Source organism: Nocardioides zhouii (assembly GCF_004137345.1).
Classification (GTDB): Bacteria; Actinomycetota; Actinomycetes; order Propionibacteriales; family Nocardioidaceae; genus Nocardioides; species Nocardioides zhouii.
Genome location: NZ_SDWV01000007.1, coordinates 60,104 through 80,166, shown reverse-complemented (window position 1 = coordinate 80,166; position 20,063 = coordinate 60,104). Strand labels below are relative to the sequence as shown.

Below are 20,063 nucleotides of genomic sequence, written 5' to 3'. Positions count from 1 at the left end.
GTCCTCAGCTATCGGATGGGGGTCAGTCGACGCGGACCGCGCCGGAGGTGAGGACGGTCGGCGCGAGGGTCTTCGGCGCCGGACCGCCCAGCTGCACGCCGTACCTGTTGGTGCTGACCGCGGTCACCGTGATGCTCGCGGCGACGGGGCCGGAGACCGCGCCGCTGGCGAGGTCGACGGTGCGCGCCGTCGCGCCTGTGCCCGCGATGGTCGCCGTGCAGACCTTGCTGGACCCGCCGCCGGTGCACGTGGTGGCGTACGACGACAGGGTGGCGGTGTCGACCACTGTGGCCTGGCCACTGCCGAGGACGACGTGGACGAGCCGGCCGGTCGGGGCGCCCTTCCTGGCGCTGGTCGCGGTGAAGCCGAAGGCGTCGCCGGCCACCCGACCGGCGCCCGAGGCGAGGCCGGCCCCGGCCTTCGCGACGGTGACGACACCGACGTCCGCGCGGGGCGTGTGGGCCGAGGACGTCACGGTCACCACCACGGGCAGCGCGCCGAGCGGCTGGCTGGCCGAGCAGGTGGCGCGGGCCTTGCCCGCGCCGGTCGCGCTGATCGCGCCGGTGCAGATGGTCGTGCCGTCGAGGCCCTTGAACCGGACGGTGCTGCTCGAGAGCGAACCGACGTACGAGCCGTCCTGCTCCTCGGTGAGGTCGGCCGTGTAGGTCACCGTCGCGCTGCTGCCGGTCGTGACGACGTGCGGCGTGCCCGCGAGCTGGACCGCGAGGCCCTCGGCCAGGACCGTGAACGGCGTGGTCAGGGTGGCGGGGAGGTAGGCCGCGTCACCGGCGAACGACGAGGTGACGAACCGGGCCCCGAGGGCACCGGTGACCTGGACCGCCGAGGTGGCCGTGCCGGTCGCGTCCGTCGACGCGGACGTGGTCGCCGTGCCGAGCGCGAAGCCCACGCTGCGTCCCTGCACCGGGCTGCCCGCGTCGAGCAGCACCGCCCGTACGGGCGTCTGGTCGGAGATCTGGCCGCTGGTCGGGCCGGTCCACGACAGCGACGTCGCGCGCTTGGTCACCACGATCCGGAAGGTGCGGGTGGCCGTCCTGCCGCCCGAGCTGGCGGTCGCGGTGAGGAGCCGCGAGCCGACCTGCGCGGCGCCGGGCGTCCAGGCGAACGCGGGTCCGGTGAGAGAGGCGCCCAGCGGCAGCGGCGACACGTCGTACGTGATCACCGCGCCCTCGTCGATGTCGGTGGCCGCCAGCAGCACGGAGACCGGCTCGCCCCACGGCACGGTCACGTCGGCGACCGGCGCGAGCTGGACCAGGTCGTCCACACATCTGACCGTGACCGTCACGGTGCCGGTCGTGACCCCACCCTTGCCGTCGACGCTCTCGTAGGTGAAGGAGTCGGTGCCGCAGAAGTTCGGGTCCGGCGTGTAGGCGACGGCGTTGTCGATCGCGCCGACCGCGGCGCCGTGCGCCGGGTCGGAGATCGTGCCCACGTGGAGGACGTCGCCGTCGACGTCGGAGTCGTTGGAGATCACGTGCACGTGGACGGTCACGTCCTCGTCGGTGCTCGCCACGTCCGGCGCCGCCACGGGCGGGTCGTTGGTGCAGGTGACCGTGAGGGTCACCGTCCCGGTCGCCGTGAGGGTGCCGTCGGTGACGACGTACGTCAGGGAGTCGGGGCCGCAGTAGTCGGCCGCCGGCACGTAGCGCACCTGGGTGCCGACGACCGTCGCGGTGCCGTGAACAGGCTGGCCGAGCGCCCCGGTGAGGGACAGGGTCAGGCCGTCGGGGTGGGTGTCGTTGGCGAGCACCGCCACGTCGACGGAGGTGTCCTCGGCCGTGGTCGCGGAGTCCGGCACGGCGCGCGGCGAGTCGCCGACGCACACCACCGTCACGGTGACCGTCGCGGCCGAGGTGAGGGCTCCGTCGGAGACCGTGTAGGTGAAGGAGTCCGGTCCGCAGTAGTCGGCCGCGGGGACGTAGCGGATCCGCGAACCGTCCTTGACGGCCGTGCCGTGGCTCGGTGCGGTGACTGCGACGATGGCGAGCGGGTCGCCGTCGGGGTCGGAGTCGTTGGCCAGGACGTCGAAGAGGGTCGGGGTGTCCTCGTCAGCAGGCAGGGCGTCCGCGACGGCGCTCGGCGGGTCGGTCGCGCAGGTCACGGTGACGGTGACCGGTGCGATCACCGTGTGGCCGTGGCCGTCCGAGACGGAGTAGGTGAAGGAGTCGGGTCCGCAGTAGTCGAGTGCGGGGACGTAGCGCGCCTTCCCGCCGACCTGGCTCACCGTGCCGTGGGCGGGCGGCACCGGGAAGCCGCTGATCGTCAGCGTGTCGCCGTCCTCGTCGGTGTCCCCGGCCAGGACGTCGATGTCGACCGGCTGGTCCTCGACGGTGATCGCCGAGTCGGCATCGGCGACCGGCGGGCAGTTCATCGTGATGGTCACGGTCGCCGCCACCTGCGCGGTGCCGTCGGACACGACGTACGCGAACTCGTCGTCCTGGCAGCCGGCGTCGGGGGTGTACGTGATCTGCGCGGGGCCGGTCAGCGCGGACGTCCCCTTCGGCGGGTCGCTCGCCGAGACCAGCGTGACCGCGTCGCCGTCGACGTCGATGCCGGTCAGCACGACCGGGATGACGACGGAGGTGCCGGGAGTGGTCGCGACCGAGATGGCGGCCGGCGTCGGGACGTGGTTCTGCCCCACGGACGCCCCTCCGCCGACCGCTACGGGCGCAAGTGAGTGGGTGCCGATCCCGTCACCCACCTGGCCCAGGCTGTTGTCCCCCCAGCACGACACCGTCCGGTCGAGCAGCACCGCGCAGGTGTTGCGGCGACTGGCGCCGATGTCCTTGATCCACGGCTCGGGCAGGCCGCTCGTGGTGGGCGCGGGCAGGCTCACCTGACCGACGGACTGGAAGCCGCCGATCCCGCCGGTCCCCAGCTGGCCGTCGGCGTTCTCGCCCCAGCAGGTGACGGCGTCGGAGGCGCGCATCGCGCACGTGTGGTCGTCGCCGGACACGATCTTCGTCGCGTCGGTCAGGTCACCGGGCGCGAACAGCGGCGTCGGGGCGAGCGCCCGGACGACCTTGTCGGCCTCGTCACGGCTGCCGCCGCTGGTGCCGAGCTGGCCACGGGAGTTGAGCCCCCAGCAGCGCACCTCACCCGCACCGCGCATCGCGCACGTGTGGCTGTCGCCGGCCACCAGCGCCGTGACGCCGGTCAGCGGCTCGTCGTCGTCGGGGTCGGTGTCGCTCTGCACGGTGACGGCACCGGCCTGCGGGTCGGTGGTGTTGTTGCCGAGCTGACCCACGGTGTTGCTGCCCCAGCAGCGCACCTGGCCGCCGCCCACGATCGCGCAGGCGTGGTCGCCGCCGACCGCCACGGCGGTGACGCCGGTGATCGGGACCAGCGGGTTGTCCGGGTCGTCGGGGTCGGGGTCGTGGAGGACCGGGACAGGCGCCGTCCGGTCGGTGGTGGTGTCGTCCCCGACCTGGCGCTGCCCGTTGTAGCCCCAGCACCGGGCCTGACCGCCGACGGCCTTGCAGGTCGTGCCGCGCTCGATGCCACCCACCAGCGTCCCGCCCAGGTCGTACGCCGTCACTCCGGCCAGGTGGGTCGGAGCGATCGGCGTGGCTCGTGAGGTGGTGGTGCCGTCGCCGAGCTCGGCGTGCCCGTTGAGGCCCCAGCACCTCTCCCCCGGGATCCCGTCCGGGGTGGCGCAGAAGGAGCCGTTGCCTCCGTGCAGCGCGGTCGCGGGCTCGCGGCCCTGGTGGATCGGGTCGAGCACGACGGGAGGTTGCGTCGGATCGAGGTCCACGCGCACCGGGATGGTGGACGAGGTGGGGCTGGTCGAGCCGATCCCGAGCCTGCCGTCGGCGTTGCTGCCCCAGCACTGCGGCCTCGTCGCCTCGGTAATGCCGTCGGTGATCAGCGCGCACGCAGCGTCGTTGGCGAGCGCGATCCGCTTGGCGCCGCGCACCCCGGTGACGGTGGTGGGCGTGGGGACCTGCGGCACGTAGCCACCGAGCTGGCCGAAGAAGTCGTAGCCCCAGCAGGAGATCTGGCCGGTGTCGAGCGAGCAGGAGTGGAAGCCGCCCGCGACGACCGCATCCGCGTCGATGCCCGGCACGGCGTTGGCCCAGCGCGAGTCCTCCCACGGCTTGGTCAGGATGTTGCGGTCGAAGCCGAGCTGGCCGTGACCGTTCTGTCCCCAGCAGCGCACCTCGCGCGTGTTCATCACCGCGCAGTTGTGGAACTGGCCGGCCGAGATCGACCGCGCCTCCTCCAAGTCCGCGCTGGTGTCGACGAGCGCGTCCCCGGGCTCGAGGTCGATCTGGACCCGCACCGGGACCAGGCTCGGGCTCATCACCCCGTCGACGACAGGTGTCAGGTTGCCGAGCTGGCCGTAGCTGTTCTGCCCCCAGCAGTAGACCGGGTTGTCCGCCCAGTCGGCGCCGCCGAGCAGCGCGCAGGTGTGACCCCCGCCGGCGCTGACCGCCAGCACGCCCTTCATCCGGGCGCCCGGATTGCCGGGCTTGCGGACCGCGACCGGGGTGTCGTGCTGGTCCTTGGTCCCGTCGCCGAGCTGGCCGAACGAGTTGTCTCCCCAGCACCGCAGCGTGCCCTCCGCGACCATGCGGGCGCAGGTGTGGTTCTCACCCGCGGTGATGTCGGCTGCCGGGGACGTGGCATCGATTCCCGACGCCGGGACCGGCACCTTGCTGGTGCCGCCGGGGACGCCGTCGCCGAGCTGGCCCATGCCGTTCTGCCCCCAGCACCAGACCGACCCGTCCTGCTTCATCGCGCAGCTGTGCACGCTCCCGACAGTGAGGTGCTTGACGCCGGAGATCGGCACGGTCACGGGGATCAGCTGGTCGTCGTCCGACGCGGTGCCGACCTGGCCGCTCCCGTTGAGCCCCCAGCACTTCACGGTCCCGCCGTGGACCAGCGCGCAGGTGTGCTCGGTCCCCGAGCCGACCTCGAGGGCTCCCGTGATGCCCGCGACCAGCCGGGGGGTGGTGCTCGTGGTGACGTCACCGGTGCCGAGCTGGCCGTGGGAGTTGTCTCCCCAGCACTCGACCGCCCCCGCATCAGTGATGGCGCACGAGTGCTCGGCGCCCAGCGACATCAGCCGTTGCGCGTCGCGGGTCGCGGCGATGCCGCCCTCGCTGGAGTCGCCGGCGCCGGGGGAGGCGGCGTACGCGATCCCGGCGAGGCCGAGGACCAGCGCCAGCAGGAGGCGTACGAAGTGGGCGCGACGCGGCGCCGGCCCGGTCAGCACGGGTCGTCCTCCGCCTCTTCAGGGATGCCCAGCTTCTGCTTGAGCGGCTTGAAACCGTTGTTGGCATCGCCCTTGGCGTTGTAGACGAGCTTGGCCAGGCATTCGTGGCCGTCGGTGTCGGGGTAGGCACCCATGCCGGTCGTGGTCTGGGTGGTGAAGACCAGCACTCCGGTCACGGCCGGTGGCAGGTAGTGCCACGGCGGCAGCTGCCCAGCGTCGCCATCGCTCTCGATCCACGGGTCCGAGCAGCCGAAGTCCTCGTCGCTGTTGTGCGGGTGGACGGTGTTCGTCGGGTGGTAGACCTGCGTCTGGATCTGGACCTGCATCTCCATGCAGTGGTCCTCGAACGCGTCGTAGGGGTTGACGAAGTAGAAGCTGCCCTGCGTGGCGAGCGAGAACTTCTTCACGACCTCCTCGATCGTCGAGTTCAGCTTCTTGGTGATCTGGTCCATCGTCACCAGCACCGGTGGGAGCAGCATCCACCGGATCGTGCACGTGGGGATGGTGTCCTGGAGGTCGGAGCAGAAGCTGGCGATCTCGGTGATGACATCCTCGGCGCGCGGGTAGGGGTTGTAGTAGCCCATGACCGCGACCGCCTTGTAGGGGTGATCGGCGAGATCCTGCGCCAGCTGGCCGAGGATCTCGGAGAGGTCGTCGTTGAGCTTCTTCCACGGGCCACCGGTGTAGATCGCCAGGGCACAGGCGTTGGCCTCGATGAACTGGTGGTTCTTGATCAGCGTCATGCACTTGTCGATGTGCTCGCGGATCAGGTCCTGCTCGCGGCCGAGGGTGACGGTGACCAGCCGCGGTCGCAGGTCGTGGGCGATGCTCTGCTGGGTGAACCCGGTGTCCGTGTCCTCGTCCTGGTAGTCGTCGGTGGTGGTCTCGCCCTGGGACGCGTTGTGCAGGCAGAACGGGAAGTTGGCCGCCTGGAGCAGCTTGGTGAGCTCCTCGGGGAACCGCTCTGCCTCGCTGATCGCGTTGGTGTCGTCGACCTTCTTCGCGCCGAACGGCACACCGTCGCCGACCGCGACGTACGGCAGCTCGATCGGCTTGCCGCAGGGGTCGGGCATCGGCAGGTCACCCGACGCCGCCACGACCACCGGCACGTGCAGGGACATCGCCGTGACGACCGCCACCGAGAAGGTGGTGGTCGCCACGGCCAGCCTGCTGGCACGCATCACGACGAGTCAGCTCTCGCTGTCGGCGTTGTTGCCCTCGGCGTACTCGACCACGGTGTTGTCCGGATCGATGAACGCGTTGGCCGTCGTCGTCGTGGCGGTCACATAGGTGTCCACCTTGAACTCCACCGTGGCGTCGTCCTTGGCGAGGTCGCCGTGACAGGTGACCTTGTTGATCGGGTTCTGCTGGATCTGGCACGTCCATCCCGTGGGCACCGTGGTCATGTTCTGCGGGATGACCCCTACCGGGAGCTCGACCACGACGTACACGTTGCTGGCGTCGTCCCCGGTCGCGAGCGCCTTCCAGGTGACCGAGCCCGGGTTGCCCTGGGTGCCGTCGACGTCGGTGATGTCGACGGTCAGGTCGACCTGGGAGACGGCCTTGACGTTGAGCGAGCGGGAGTTGTTGGCCTCGTTGGCCTCGGCGATGACGTTGCCGGGGTCGACGCGGCTGGTGAGGCCGTACACGTAGTTGTGCCGGGCCGGCGCGCGCACCGTGAGGGTGAACGTCGCCGTCGGACCGGCCGCGTCGAAGCCCGGCGTGCCGTCGAGGACGCCTCCGTCACAGAGGACGACGTTGGCCGCGATGGTGCAGCTGAAGTCCTGGTCGGCCGTGGCGTTGAGGAACGTCGCCCCGTCCTCGAGGACGTGCCTGACCACCACGTTGTACGCCGGGTTGGTGCCGGTGTTCGTGGCCTTGACCGTGTACGTGTAGACCTGCGACGGCTTGGGCTCGCGCAGCGACACGGGGCCGTAGGTGACGTTGGTGACGATCGGGTCGTCGATGGTGAGGTCGCGGTAGAGGCCGCCACCGCCCATCCGCACCTGCAGCGGTGTCGTGTCGGTGTTGTTGAGCTCGTCGTTCTCCGCGATCGCGTCGTCCGGGTCGACGATCGCCGTGTTGAGGTAGTTGCCCGGCTCAGGAGGCGCGAAGACCTCGATGACGATCTGGCGCGTGCTCGGACTCGTGGTCTCGTCGACGTTGCCGTCGAGCGTGCCGCCGGTGCAGGTGACGATGCCGCCGGCGCCGGTGCACTCGAAGGCGCCCGCTCCGGGAGCGCTGTCAACCGCGGTGCGGAAGACCGAGCCCTCGGGCAGCGTGTCGCGCACCTTGACGTTGAACGCCACGGCCGTGCCGGTGTTGCTGACGTCGAGCGTGTAGCGCAGCGTGCCGCTCGGCGCGACGTCACCGACGGGTGCGGCCTGCTTGCTGTCGATCGTCAGGTCCTTGTACCTCCCGCCTCCGCCGACCGCGACGGTCGTGATCGCCTGGGCACTGTTGTTGGTCTCGTCGGCCTCGGGGTGGGTGTTGTTGGGGTCGACGAGCGCCTTGTTGGTGTACGTCCCGGGCTGGCCGGCGCTGAACATGCTGACGTGGATGGTGCGCGTCGTGTCGCCCAGCTGGGCCGTCTGACCGGGAGGGGGCACCTCGTCGCCGTCGAGCGTGCCGCCCGTGCAGCGGATCGTCGAGGCGACCAGGTCGCACTGGAAGTCACCCGTCCCCGGCAGGGTGTCGACGGCGTAGCGGAAGGTGAAGCCCGCCGGCATGATGTCGTCGACCTGGACGTCGAAGGCGACGTCCGATCCGGTGTTGGTGACCACGAGGTCGTACTCCACGATCCCGTTGGGCGCGACCGGGTTGCCGACCCCGCCGAGCGGCGACACCTGGGTCTTGGTGAGGTTGAACTCGTGGTACGGGTGGAGCCCGCCGTCGATCTGGATCTCGGTGCGGAACGTGTTGATGTTGTTGGTCTCGAGGAGCTCGGCGATCTCGTTGGCGGGATCGACGCGGACCTGGTTGCGGACGAAGCCCGGCTGCGACGGCGCGAAGACGACGATCGTGATCGTGGCGACGTCGATCTCCGGCGCGAGGATGTCCGGGAAGTGGTCGTGGGTGCCATCGATGCGCCCGCCCACGCAGGTCACGTCACCACCGGTCGCCGCTCCGTCGTGGCTGCAGGTGAAGTTGTGCGGGTCGCTCGGGTCGTCCTGCACCGAGCGGAAGCGCACGCCCGCGGGCAGCGTGTCCTTGATCGTCACCCCGGTCGCGTCCTGGGTGCCGAGGTTCTTGACCAAGACCGTGTAGGTCAGCGTGCCGCTCGGCGCGATCGGCGACTCGCTCGACTTCTCGACGTACAGGTCGATGCCGGTCACGATCGGGGTCGAGATCTTCCAGACGTTGTTGGTCTCGTCGGCCTCGAAGATGGCGTTGGCCGGGTCCACGGTGGCCGTCGCATCGATGGTGCCGGGCGTGTGGGGCGAGACCACGTTGAGGGTGATGAACTCGACCGACCCTCCGGGCAGCGGGTTCGTGGCTCCCACGATCGAGGGGAACGTGCAGATGATGGGGTTGCCCGCCCCACCCGCCTGGTTGCAGAGGACGTCGCCGCGGTTGTCGCCGAGGAACAGGACTCCCGGCGCCACCACCTCTCGGAGCAGCACGTTGGTGGCGGTGTCGAGGCCGCTGTTGCCGACCGCGACGTCGTACTGGAAGTGGTCCCACGCGCGGAACGGGTCGGTCGCGCCAGGCGTGTCGTCGGCGTCCTCGTGGTTGGTGTGGGCGAACTGCACGACGGTCAGGTCGTAGCCCGGCCTGATGGTGGCCGTCGAGCGCGACGTGTTGGTGACCGACTTGTTCTTGATGACACCGGTCACGGTGCCGACGTTGGTGATGAGCGTGCCGGCCTGGCTGGTCACGGTGCCGGTGATCGTCACCGTGATGGTCTGGCCGGGCTCGAGCCGCAGCGTCGGGCTCTTGCGCGTGCAGACCACCTGCGGCGCGGTGACCGTGCAGGCGCCCGCCGTCGTGGTCGCCGTGATGCTCGAGGCGTTCAACCCCTGCGTGACGTCGGTGATCGACACGTTGTCGGCGCGCGTCGCCGCGGTGTTGCTCACCAGCAGCGTGTAGGTGATCTTGTCGCCGGGCCGCAGCACGTCCGGCGTGCCGGTCTTGAGGATCGTGAGGCCACCGGTCTGGGCGGGCGGCGCACCGTTCGTCGAGACCAGTGAGCCGGTGTTGTTGAGCTCGTTGGACTCCTCGATCGCGTCGTAGGGGTCGACGACAGCGGTGTCCTTGAACTGGTTGAGGTCGTCCGGGCTGGCGACGTTCGCGAGGATCGTGATCGTCGCGTTGGTGCCGGCATTCACCCGCCCACCGACGCACGTGGTCGTCTGGGCAGCGCTCGAGCACGAGAACAGGCTCGTCGCGCTGCTCGAGGCCACCGTGGTGCCGTCGGGCAGGGTGTTGATCACCACGACATCGGTCGCGTGGGCGTTGCCGGAGTTGTTGACCGTCAGCGTGTACGTCACCTGCGAGTTGTCCAGGATCACCGACGGGCCGGAGACGCTGACCCGCAGGTCCGCGAGCGGGCTGCTGGAGGTGTTGGACACCAGCACGTCGGAGTAGACGGTCGTCTCGTAGCCACTGCTCTCGTGGTTGCCGGTGACCGTCACGCCGTTGTGCAGCGTGGCGCCGTTCGGGGCCGTCACCGTGCCGCGGATGATCAGGCGCCAGCTCTGCTGGCCCGACAGGGTGCCGGCATGGCACGTCACCTGCTCGCCGCTCTGCTCGCAGGTGCCCACGTTGCTAGTGATGATCAGCCCGGTCATGCCGCTGATCTGGGTCGAGAGGAACGTGTCCTCGGTGATGTCACCCCCGCCGTTCTTCACGTCGATCGTGTACGTCAGCGACGACCCTGACGACACCGGGTTGCTCGACGGCGTCATCGTCACCACGAAGGGCGAGGCATCCGCCTGCGCCGGCACAGTCACGGCAGCCAGGAAGGCCGCGACCACTGCGAGCGCCATCGCGACGACGAGCGCGCGGAAGCGGGCAGGACGGCTGGATCGGGTGTCGGGCATGACAAAGCCTCACGTCAGGAGGACCGGTCGAGTCGACGCCGAGAGCAGAGGTCAGCCCGAGCCGGATGACGGTCCCGTCCTACGCCTCGGCGACACGACCCCGATAGGCCCAATGGCGCATCCCTGTGTAAATGCCCAATCCGGGTCATTTTTCTTGTCCCACAGTGGCGCGTTCGCGCTATGGACTCGGCGTGTCCTTTACCGACCTGTCTGGTCCACCGGAGCGGCAGATACCTGAGGACGCCACGTACGGATCCGACCCTCGAGGACGTACGTGATGTCCTCAGGTATCGCGGTCAGAGGTGCTGGGGTTGCGCGGCGATGAGGTCGGCGTACCAGCGGAACGAGTTCTTCCGGGTGCGCTCCAGCGTCTCGTAGTCGACGTGGACGAGGCCGAAGCGCTGCGTGTAGCCCTCGGCCCACTCGAAGTTGTCCATGAGCGACCAGGAGTAGTAGCCGCGTACGTCGACGCCCCGGGTGATCGCCTCGGAGACGGCGTTGACGTGCGAACGGAGGTAGTCGATGCGGGCCTGGTCGTCGACCACGCCGTGCTCGTCGGGGCCCGTGTTGTAGCTGCAGCCCGACTCGGTGATGTAGATCGGCGGCAGGGCGGCGCGGAAGCGCGCGCGGAACATGACCAGCCACTCGCGCAGCGCGTCGGGGACGATCGGCCAGCCGAAGTCGGTGGTCGGGTAGCCGACGATGTCGCGGAACTCGAAGGGGATGTCGGAGTCCTCGCCAGCAGCGGCGACCTTCATCGGGTTGTAGTAGTTGACGCCGTAGAAGTCGAGCGGCTGGCGGATGGTGGCGAGGTCGCCGTCGGCCATCACGTCCTCGAAGAGCGGCATCAGGTCCGCCGGGTACCGGCCGAGCAGCATCGGCTCGAGGAACATGCCGTTCCAGAGGGCGTCGAAGATCTTGCTCATCCCGACGTCGGCGTCGTCGTCGCTCGCCGGCCAGATCGGCGCGTGGTTGTTGGCACAGCCGATGGACTGCGCGCCGGCCTGGCGCAGCGCGATCGCCGCGCGGCCGTGCGCGAGGAGCAGGTGGTGGGCCGCGGGGAGGAAGTCGAAGAGCATCTTCCGGCCGGGGGCGTGGGTGCCCATCGCGTAGCCGAGCACCGAGGCGACGTTGGGCTCGTTGACGGGGATCCAGTGCTCGACGCGGTCCGCGAAGCGCTCGCCCACGATGGCGGCGTACTCCGCGAAGCGCTCGACGGTGTCGCGGTTGAGCCAGCCGCCGTCGTCCTCGAGCGCCTGCGGCAGGTCCCAGTGGTAGAGCGTGACCATCGGCTGCTGGCCGTGTTCGAGGAGGGTGTCGATGAGGCGGTCGTAGAACGCCAGCCCCTTCTCGTTGGCCGGACCCCGGCCGGTCGGTTGGATGCGCGGCCAGGCGATCGAGAACCGGTAGCCGCCCGTGCCGAGCTCCTGCATCAGGGCGACGTCCTCGTCGACCCGGTGGTAGTGGTCGCAGGCGACCTCGCCGCTGCTGCCGTCGACGACGGTGCCCGGCTTGGCGGTGAAGGTGTCCCAGATGCTCGGGCCCCGGCCGTCCTCCGCCACCGCTCCCTCGATCTGGTAGCTCGCCGTGCTGGTTCCGAAACGGAAACCGGGTGGGAGCAGGGGGAAGTCGTGTGTGGGGGGCACGTCCGCGAAGATATCGGCATGTCAGTGGCCCTGTACGCCGGTTCGCAGAGGTCGTCCTCGACCGCTGACGGGCGGGTGACCAGGCACTCCTTCTCCTTCGGCCCGCACTACGACCCCGCCAACCTCGGCTTCGGGCCGCTCGTGTGCCACAACGACGACGTCCTCGACCCGTCCCGGTCCGACGTGGCGGGCTATCCCGACCACCCGCACTCCGAGCTCGAGATCGTCACCTGGGTCCTCGAGGGGGCGCTGGTGCACACCGACTCGACAGGCGTACGCCACGTCGTCGAGGCCGGCCGGGCGCAGGTGCTGTCGGCCGGCACCGGCATCCGGCACAGCGAGGTGGCGGACCCCGGGTCGGGTCGCTGCCGGTTCGTCCAGGCGTGGCTCGCGCCGACCGTGGCCGGCACCGAGCCGTCGTACGTCCTGGGCGAGGCGCCGCCGCCGGGGTCCGGCCTCGTCGACGTGGCCGGCGGCGACGGCCTGCCGCTCGGTACGCACGGCGCCCGGCTCCTGGTCGCCCGACTGACCGTCGGCGAGTCCGTCGCCCTGCCCGACGGTCCGCGCCAGCACGTCTTCGCCGCCTCGGGGTCGGTCGCGCTCGACGCTCGGGTCCTGCACCCCGGTGACGCGGCCCGGGTCACCGACGAGCCCGGCCACGTCGTACGGGCGAGCTCAGACACCGAGCTGCTGGTCTGGTCCTTCCGCTGACCGACCCGAGGGATGTAGTCCAGTGACTTCTGGCTGTCTGGCCGGGGTAGTCCAGTGAGGGATGGTCGTCAGATCGGGCTGAACGCAGCCATCGGTCACTGGACTACCCCGACCCGGAGGACCGAGTGACGCTCAGGGGATGAGGACGCCCGGGTTGAGGATCCCCGCCGGGTCGAGCTCGGCCTTGACCGCTCGCAGCACGCGTACGCCGACCTCGCCGATCTCGAGCGCGAACCACGGCTTGTGGTCGGTGCCGACGGCGTGGTGGTGGGTGATGGTGGCGCCGGCGGCGATCATCGCGTCGCTGGCGGCGGCCTTGGCGGCCTGCCACTGCGCCACCGGGTCCTCGACCTGGCGGGCGGCGACCGTGAAGTAGAGCGAGCAGCCGGTCTCGTAGACGTGCGAGACGTGGCACAGCACGAGCGAGCCCTCACCGAGCGCGGCCTGCAGCGCGGCCTTCACGTCGGCGTAGAGCCGCTGGCGGTGGGACCAGAAGGTCGCCGTCTCCACGGTCTCGACGAGGACGCCGTGGTCGAGCATCGCGTCGCGGAGGTAGGGGGCACCGAAGCGGCCGTGCGACCACTTCTCACCGGGCTCGGTGCCGAGCGGCGCGCCACCGAGGCCGGCCAGGACTGCCGACACAGCGGCCCGCCGCGAGTCGACCTGCGACGCGGTGCCCTCGTAGCCGGTGATCATCAGGCAGCCGGGGTCCTCGGTCCCGCCGATGGAGGCCGGGTCGGCGAGGTTGATGGCGGTCTCGGACTCGTCCGACAACCGGATCACGGTGGGCAGCAGGCCGGCCTGGGCCAGGGTGCGCATCGCGTCGGAGCCCGCGTCGAACGACGACCAGCGCCAGCCCTCGTACGTCGTCACGGCGGGGGTGCGACGTACGCGCACGGTCACCGAGGTGATGACGCCGAAGGCGCCCTCCGAGCCGAGCAGCAGCTGGCGCAGGTCGGGGCCGGCGGCATTGGCCGGCGAGGAACCGAGCACCAGCGGTCCGGTGGGGGTGGCGGCGGTGAGCGCGACCACCATCGCGTCGAAGCGGCCGTAGCCCGCACTCGACTGGCCGCTGGACCGGGTCGCGGCGAAGCCGCCGATCGACGCGTGCTCGAACGACTGCGGGTAGTGGCCGAGCGTCAGCCCGTGCCCGGCCAGCAGCGCCTCGGCCTCGGGACCGCGCAGCCCCGGCTCGAGGGTCGCGGTCATCGAGACCTCGTCGACGGCGAGCAGGCGCTTCATCCGGACCAGGTCGAGGCTGACGACGCCGGCGAAGCCGTCGCGGCGGGCGGCCAGTCCGCCGGTCACGCTCGTGCCACCGCCGAAGGGGACGACCGCGACGCGGTACTCGCTCGCCCATGCCAGGACCGCGGCGACCTCGTCGTGCCCGTCGGGCCGGACCACGGCGTCCGGCGCGTCCGTCAGGTCGCCGGCCCGGGCGCGGAGCAGGTCGGTGGTCGACTTCCCGCGGGTGCGCAGGGTGCGCGTCTCGTCGTCGGTGAGGACGTGCTCGGCGCCGACGAGCTCGCGCAGGCCGTCGAGCAGCGTGGCGTCCAGGGCCGACCCGGGTGGGGTCGCGTCCGTGACGGCTGGCCGGTCCTGCAGCCCGAAGGCCAGCTCCACCAGGCCGAGCGCGGTCGCGGGCAGGTCCGTGGCGGCGGCGGGGTCGCCCCAGCGCTGCGGGTGCATCTCGACCGTCGGTGTCGTCGGGCTCATGCGTTACAGTGTGACATATGTCGTCACTTCGTCACACACCCGATCCGCGGACGGCCACGTACCTCGACGCCGCCCGCGACTGCATCCTCGACGTCGGCTGGCGGCGTACGACGCTCACCGAGGTCGCGAAGCGCGCCGGGGTCTCCCGGATGACGATCTACCGGGCCTGGCCCGACATGGGATCGCTGCTCGGCGACCTGATGACCCGCGAGTGGGTCGGCATCGCCGCCGCGACCCGGGTCGCCGCCCGCGACACCTCGACCCCCGCCGGCATCGCCGCCGCCGCGCTGTCGACCATCCGCGCACTGCGCGACAACGAGCTCTTCGTCCGCATCGTCGAGCTCGACCCCGACCTGCTGCTGCCCTACCTCATCTCCCGGCGCGGCCGCTCCCAGGAGGCGCTGGTCGAGATCCTCGCCGCCGAGATCGAGAGCGGGCAGGCGTCCGGCGCGATCCGTACGGGCGAGGCGATCCTGATCGCGCGCTCCCTCACGCTGGCCGGTCACGGCTTCGTGCTCTCGGCCCAGACGATGACCGACGCCGGCATCGGTTTCGAGCAGCTCGACGCGGAGTACGCCCGGCTCATCGCCCGGACCCTGGAGCCCCAGTGAATGACACGGTGCCGACCGAGCGCCGGATCACCCCGGGCCTCGTCGGCATCCCGGACGAGGTCGACGTGGTGGTCGTCGGCCTCGGCATCACCGGCGCCGGGGTCGCCCTCGACGCGGTCACCCGCGGCCTGACGGTGCTCGCCGTCGACGCGCACGACCTCGCCTTCGGCACCTCGCGGTGGTCGTCGAAGCTCGTCCACGGCGGACTGCGCTACCTCGCCCAGGGCCAGCTCGCGATCGCGCACGAGAGCGCGGTCGAGCGCGGCATCCTGATGGGCATCACCGCGCCCCACCTGGTGCGGCCGCTGCCGATGCTGACGCCCGTGAACGACGTGATGTCACGCGCCCGCACCGCCATGACCTGGGGCGGCCTCAGCGCCGGCGACCTGCTGCGCCGCACCGCCCGCACCACCACGCGTACGCTCCCGCGACCCCGGCGGCTCAACGCCACCGAGGCGCTCAGCCTCGCCCCGTCGCTGCGCGCCGACACCCTCCGCGGCGGGCTGCTCGCCTGGGACGGACAGCTCGAGGACGATGCCCGGCTCGTCGTCACCGCGGCGCGCACCGCGGCGTCGTACGGCGCCGACGTGCGCACCCGGGCTCGGGTCACCGCGGCGACCGGGACCGGCGTCGAGCTGCGCGACGAGCTCACCGGCCGGACGTACGCCGTCCGCGCGCAGGCCGTCGTGAACGCGACCGGCGTGTGGGCCGGCGACCTCGACGACCAGGTCCGGCTGCGGCCCAGCCGCGGCACCCACCTGGTGCTGCGCGGGTCGGTGCTGCCGCACACGCGGGTGGCCGTGATGGTGCCGATCCCGGGCTCGTCGTCGCGCTTCGCGATGGTGCTGCCGCAGCCCGACGGCACGCTGTACGTCGGGCTCACCGACGAGCCGGTCACCGGCCCGATCCCCGACGTGCCGACGCCGAGCGAGGCCGAGATCGACTTCCTGCTCGGCGTGGTCGGCACCGCCTTCACCGTGCCCCCGACGCGCGCCGACGTGGTCGGCGCCTTCGCCGGCCTGCGCCCGCTGCTCGAGGTGGCCGGGGCCACGGGCAACACCACCACCGACCTGTCGCGCCGCCACGCCATCCTCACCTCCGCGACCGGCGTGACGACCGTGGTCGGCGGCAAGCTGACCACCTACCGCCGGATGGCCGAGGACACCCTCGACGCGCTCGCCGACCGCCTCCCCGCCGGGCCGTGCCGCACCGCCTCGCTCCCCCTCCTCGGCGCCGGGCCGCTCGAGCACACGACCGCTCCGACCCGGCTCGCCCCCGATCGTCTGGTTCGCCGCTTCGGCACCGACGCCGACCTGGTGCTGGCCACGGCCCGGGAGGTCACCGGGTTCGGCGACGACGAGCTGCTGGCGCCGGCGTCGCCCGAGGTGCCGGTGACGCTCGCCGAGCTGGTCTTCGCGATCACCCATGAGGGCGCCCACGACGTCGACGACCTGCTCGACCGGCGTACGCGCGTGGGCCTCATCGCCGCGGACCGGGCCGTCGCCGAGCCGCTGGCCGAGCGTGCCCTCGAGCTCGTCGCCCAGAACCGTTCCGTCGCTCGCTGACGAGGCGCCGGCACACCCGTGGGGCGGTTGAGCCGCCAGTGATCAAGGCGACAGCAAAATCCATCGGGACTTCCGGAGAAGCAGGGACACCGTGCCGGGCCGGTGGGATCGTTCTCCACGGCGCGCCCCTTGCCGACCCCATGCGGCAAGGGGCGCCCAGTCCATTTCTGGCTACTCCACCGTGACGGACTTCGCGAGGTTGCGCGGCTTGTCGATGTCGTGACCCAGGTGCTGCGCCGCGTGGTAGGCCAGCAGCTGCAGCGGGATGGTGAGCAGGATCGGGTCGAGCTCCGGCTCGTTGCGGGGTACGTCGATCCGGCGCGCGCGGACCTCCCCGAGGTCGACCTCCGCGTGGGTGATCACGACGAGCGGGCCCTGGCGCGCATCGATCTCGTGCAGCGCCCCGATGTTGCGCTCGGTCAGCTCGTCGCGCGGCACCAGCGCGACGGTCGGCACCTCGGGGTCGATGAGCGCCAGCGGGCCGTGCTTGAGCTCGGATGTCTGGTAGGCCTCGGCGTGCCGATAGCTGATCTCCTTGAACTTCTGCGCGCCCTCGCGAGCCACCGGGAAGCCCCGTACGCGACCGATGAAGAAGAGGCTCCGGGCCTCGGCCAGCGACTGCGCGATCTCGATCAGCGCGGCCTCGCCGGCCAGCACTTCCTCGATCTGCCCGGGCAGCCGCTCGAGCCCGGCGACCAGCCGCTTGCCGTCGGCGATAGACAGGTCGCGCACCCGGCCCAGCTGCAGCGCGAGCAGCGCGAAGCCCAGGAACATGTTGGTCAGCGCCTTGGTGCTGGCGACCGCGACCTCGGGCCCGGCGTGCAGGTAGATCCCGCCGTCGCACTCGCGGGCGATCGCCGACCCCACGACGTTGACCAGCCCGACACAGCGCCCGCCCTTGCGGCGTACCTCCTGGACGGCCAGCAGGGTGTCGATCGTCTCGCCGGACTGGCTGACCGCGACGTAGAGGGTGTCGGGCTCGATCACCGGGTCGCGGTAGCGGAACTCGCTGGCGGCCTCGGCGTCGGCGGGGATGCGGGCCAGCTCCTCGATCAGTGCGGCGCCCATCTGGCCGACGTAGTAGGCCGAGCCGCAGCCGAGGATCTTCACCCGGCGTACGGCGCGCAGGTCGCGGGCATCCATGTCGAGGCCACCGAGGTGCGCGGTGCCGAACCGGTCGTCGAGCCGGCCGCGGAGCACGGCCTGCGCGGTGGTGGGCTGCTCGAGGATCTCCTTGCGCATGAAGGACTCGTGGTCGCCGGCGTCGTACGCCGACGCGTCGATGTCGACCTCGCTCGCGGTCTTGCCGGTCGAGGAGAGGTCGCTGTGGCGCATGGTCGTGAAGCCGGCCGCCGTCACGGTGGCCATCTCGCCGTCGTCGAGCATCGCCACGGTGGTCGTGTGGCGCACGATCGCGGCGAGGTCGGAGGCGACGTACATCTCCTTGTCACCGACTCCCACGACGAGCGGGCTGCCGTTGCGGGCGACGACGATGCGGTCGGGGAAGTCGGCGTGCAGCACCGCCAGGCCGTACGTCCCGACGACCGAGCCGAGGGCGTCGCGCACCTTGCCCTCGAGGGTGTCGGCGCTGCTGCGCGCGACCAGGTGGGCGATGACTTCGGTGTCGGTGTCGCTGGCCAGCGTGACGCCGTCGTCGGTGAGCGCGGCGCGGAGGGCGGCGGAGTTGTCGATGATGCCGTTGTGCACGACGGCCACCCGACCCGACTCGTCCTGGTGCGGGTGCGCGTTGGCGTCGGTGGCCGGACCGTGGGTGGCCCAGCGGGTGTGACCGATCCCGGTCGTGCCGGCGAAGCGCTTGGGCAGCGCCGTCGTCAGGTCACGGACGCGGCCCGACTGCTTGGCCACCTTGATGCCGCGTGACCCCAGCACGGCCACGCCGGCCGAGTCGTAGCCGCGGTGCTCGAGGCGGGTCAGTCCTTCGAGGACGACGGGTGCCGCGTCCTGGCGGCCGATGTAGCCGACGATTCCACACATGCGATGAGCTCCTTGTTCCTACTTCTGGTCATCCGTAGACGAGGCGACGCAGCTGGCGCTCGGAGAGCTCGGGGGCCGCGACGACGCGGCCGCTGAGCTCGTCGGCGATCCGGGCGAAGATCTCGGGGTTCTTCGCCCCGTACGTCTTGAGGTGGGCGTGCCGGACACGGACGTACTCCTCCACGGTCTGGGCGTGGAAGGCGATCACGTCGTCGATCACGCGGGCCGCCTCTCCCGGTGTCAGCGACGTGGTGGCGACGACGTGGGAGACGAGAGCGGGATCGGGCACCGCAACAGGATGAGCGCGCGTGCCGTCGAAAGCCAATTTCCTGCCCGATTTCGGGCAGGTTCCAGTGATTGGCAGTGACCAGGCTCGGATCGCCCGTGCACCATCCGCCACAAGTGGGGCGCCATCCGGTCAACACGCGATCAGATGGTGCGCGAGTGGGGAATGTCGACGCTCTTTCAGCGAAATGCGTGCGCGCTGGTGGGGACGTGCTAGTTTAGGTGAACAGAAAGTGAACGGGAGGTGTCACATGAGCAAGCAGCAGATGACCGGAGCGCCGGTCTGCACCTGGATCTCCGTGACGGATGCGTCGGGTCGCACCCACATGGAGGCACGCTGGGCGGTTGCGCAGGCAACCGCGGTCCAGGCCGCCTGACCGCGCTCCCCCGCTGACGAGCCACGCCCCACCCGGGTGCGTGGCTCGCTGCATGTCACGCCCTCGTGCCGGGGTGCCGGAAAAACTTTCCGCCCATCGGGAATGAAGCTCGGACCTCTCTCGTTCTAGTGGTTGAAAGTTCTACCAACTTCCACCACTACCCCAGGAGCATTTCCGATGACCACCTCGTTCGACGCCCCCACCACCGCCATCAACGACATCACCGGCGACTACACCCTCGACGTGAGCCACAGCCGCCTCGGCTTCGTCGCCCGCCACGCCATGGTGACCAAGGTGCGCGGCCAGCTCGGCGCCTTCACCGGCACCGCGCACATCGACGAGGCCACCCCCGCGGACTCCAAGGTCGACCTCTCCATCGACGTCACCTCCGTCGACACCGGCAGCGCCGACCGCGACGGCCACCTCAAGTCCGGCGACTTCTTCGACGCCGAGACCTACCCGAACATCACCTTCACCTCGACCGACGTGAAGCGCGACGGCAGCGACTGGACCATCACCGGCGACCTCACCATCAAGGACGTCACCCACTCCGTCACGATCCCGTTCGAGCAGACCGGCTCCGCCCAGGACCCCTTCGGCAACGTCCGCGTCGGCTTCGAGGGCGAGACCACCATCAGCCGCAAGGACTGGGGCCTCACCTGGAACGCCGCGCTCGAGACCGGCGGCGTCCTCGTCTCCGACAAGATCAAGCTCGAGTTCGACATCTCGGCGATCAAGAGCGCCTGACCTACCGCTGAGCGGGCACTTCGTGCCCGTCACCATGATCGACCGGGCACCTCGTTTCGCACGAGGTGCCCGGTCGGCGTTCAGGACGGGCACGAGGTGCCCGGTCGGCGTTCAGGACGGGCACGAAGCGCC

General features: G+C 70.9%; 12 protein-coding genes. 5 read left to right on the top strand and 7 right to left on the bottom strand.

Translation table 11 applies throughout. The features are described 5' to 3' along the window. Positions 1 to 22 precede the first annotated feature (22 nt). From EUA94_RS08770 to EUA94_RS08755, 4 genes are all read right to left on the bottom strand, one after another. Positions 23 to 5,236, bottom strand: coding sequence for an Ig-like domain-containing protein (locus EUA94_RS08770; protein ID WP_129426495.1), 5,214 nt, complete (start codon positions 5,234 to 5,236; stop codon positions 23 to 25). Further along, on the bottom strand, positions 5,230 to 6,417 hold the full coding sequence (locus EUA94_RS08765; RefSeq protein ID WP_129426494.1) for an SGNH/GDSL hydrolase family protein: 1,188 nt from the start codon (positions 6,415 to 6,417) through the stop codon (positions 5,230 to 5,232). The genes EUA94_RS08770 and EUA94_RS08765 overlap by 7 nt, the downstream gene beginning before the upstream one ends. A 9-nt stretch (positions 6,418 to 6,426) precedes the next feature. After that, positions 6,427 to 10,278, bottom strand: a complete 3,852-nt coding sequence (locus tag EUA94_RS08760) for a CARDB domain-containing protein (RefSeq protein ID WP_129426493.1) — start codon at positions 10,276 to 10,278, stop codon at positions 6,427 to 6,429. 296 nt (positions 10,279 to 10,574) lie between these two features. After that, positions 10,575 to 11,924 (bottom strand): GH1 family beta-glucosidase, encoded by a 1,350-nt coding sequence (locus EUA94_RS08755; protein WP_129426492.1) that lies wholly within the window; start codon positions 11,922 to 11,924, stop codon positions 10,575 to 10,577. An 18-nt stretch (positions 11,925 to 11,942) separates the two neighbouring features. Between EUA94_RS08755 and EUA94_RS08750 the strand changes: the two genes are divergently transcribed. Then, on the top strand, positions 11,943 to 12,635 hold the full coding sequence (locus EUA94_RS08750) for a pirin family protein (RefSeq protein ID WP_129426491.1): 693 nt from the start codon (positions 11,943 to 11,945) through the stop codon (positions 12,633 to 12,635). Positions 12,636 to 12,767: 132 nt separating this feature from the next. Here EUA94_RS08750 and EUA94_RS08745 read toward each other — a convergent pair whose 3' ends face one another. Next, positions 12,768 to 14,351 carry an FAD-binding oxidoreductase gene (locus EUA94_RS08745; protein ID WP_242494753.1) on the bottom strand — a complete coding sequence of 528 codons (1,584 nt, stop codon included), beginning with the start codon at positions 14,349 to 14,351 and terminating at the stop codon, positions 12,768 to 12,770. Positions 14,352 to 14,368: 17 nt separating this feature from the next. Between EUA94_RS08745 and EUA94_RS08740 the strand changes: the two genes are divergently transcribed. Together EUA94_RS08740 and EUA94_RS08735 are read left to right on the top strand one after the other, a co-directional pair. After that, positions 14,369 to 14,962 carry a TetR/AcrR family transcriptional regulator gene (locus tag EUA94_RS08740; RefSeq protein WP_129426490.1) on the top strand — a complete coding sequence of 198 codons (594 nt, stop codon included), beginning with the start codon at positions 14,369 to 14,371 and terminating at the stop codon, positions 14,960 to 14,962. Continuing rightward, positions 14,959 to 16,527, top strand: a complete 1,569-nt coding sequence (locus tag EUA94_RS08735; protein ID WP_129426489.1) for a glycerol-3-phosphate dehydrogenase/oxidase — start codon at positions 14,959 to 14,961, stop codon at positions 16,525 to 16,527. The genes EUA94_RS08740 and EUA94_RS08735 overlap by 4 nt, the downstream gene beginning before the upstream one ends. A gap of 171 nt (positions 16,528 to 16,698) precedes the next feature. Here EUA94_RS08735 and glmS read toward each other — a convergent pair whose 3' ends face one another. Together glmS and EUA94_RS08725 are read right to left on the bottom strand one after the other, a co-directional pair. Further along, positions 16,699 to 18,522: a glutamine--fructose-6-phosphate transaminase (isomerizing) gene (gene glmS, locus EUA94_RS08730; RefSeq protein WP_129426488.1), complete on the bottom strand. Its 1,824-nt coding sequence runs from the start codon at positions 18,520 to 18,522 to the stop codon at positions 16,699 to 16,701. 28 nt (positions 18,523 to 18,550) lie between these two features. After that, a complete protein-coding gene (locus EUA94_RS08725) occupies positions 18,551 to 18,811 on the bottom strand; it encodes a hypothetical protein (RefSeq protein WP_129426487.1) in 261 nt (86 codons plus the stop codon). Positions 18,812 to 19,058: 247 nt separating this feature from the next. On the opposite strand from EUA94_RS08725, the gene EUA94_RS22905 reads away from it, so the two are divergent. After that, entirely contained in the window at positions 19,059 to 19,184 is a 126-nt protein-coding gene (locus tag EUA94_RS22905) for a hypothetical protein (protein ID WP_277986093.1), read from the top strand. A gap of 177 nt (positions 19,185 to 19,361) precedes the next feature. Continuing rightward, positions 19,362 to 19,931 carry a YceI family protein gene (locus EUA94_RS08720; RefSeq protein ID WP_129426486.1) on the top strand — a complete coding sequence of 190 codons (570 nt, stop codon included), beginning with the start codon at positions 19,362 to 19,364 and terminating at the stop codon, positions 19,929 to 19,931. The last annotated feature ends 132 nt before the right edge of the window (positions 19,932 to 20,063 follow it).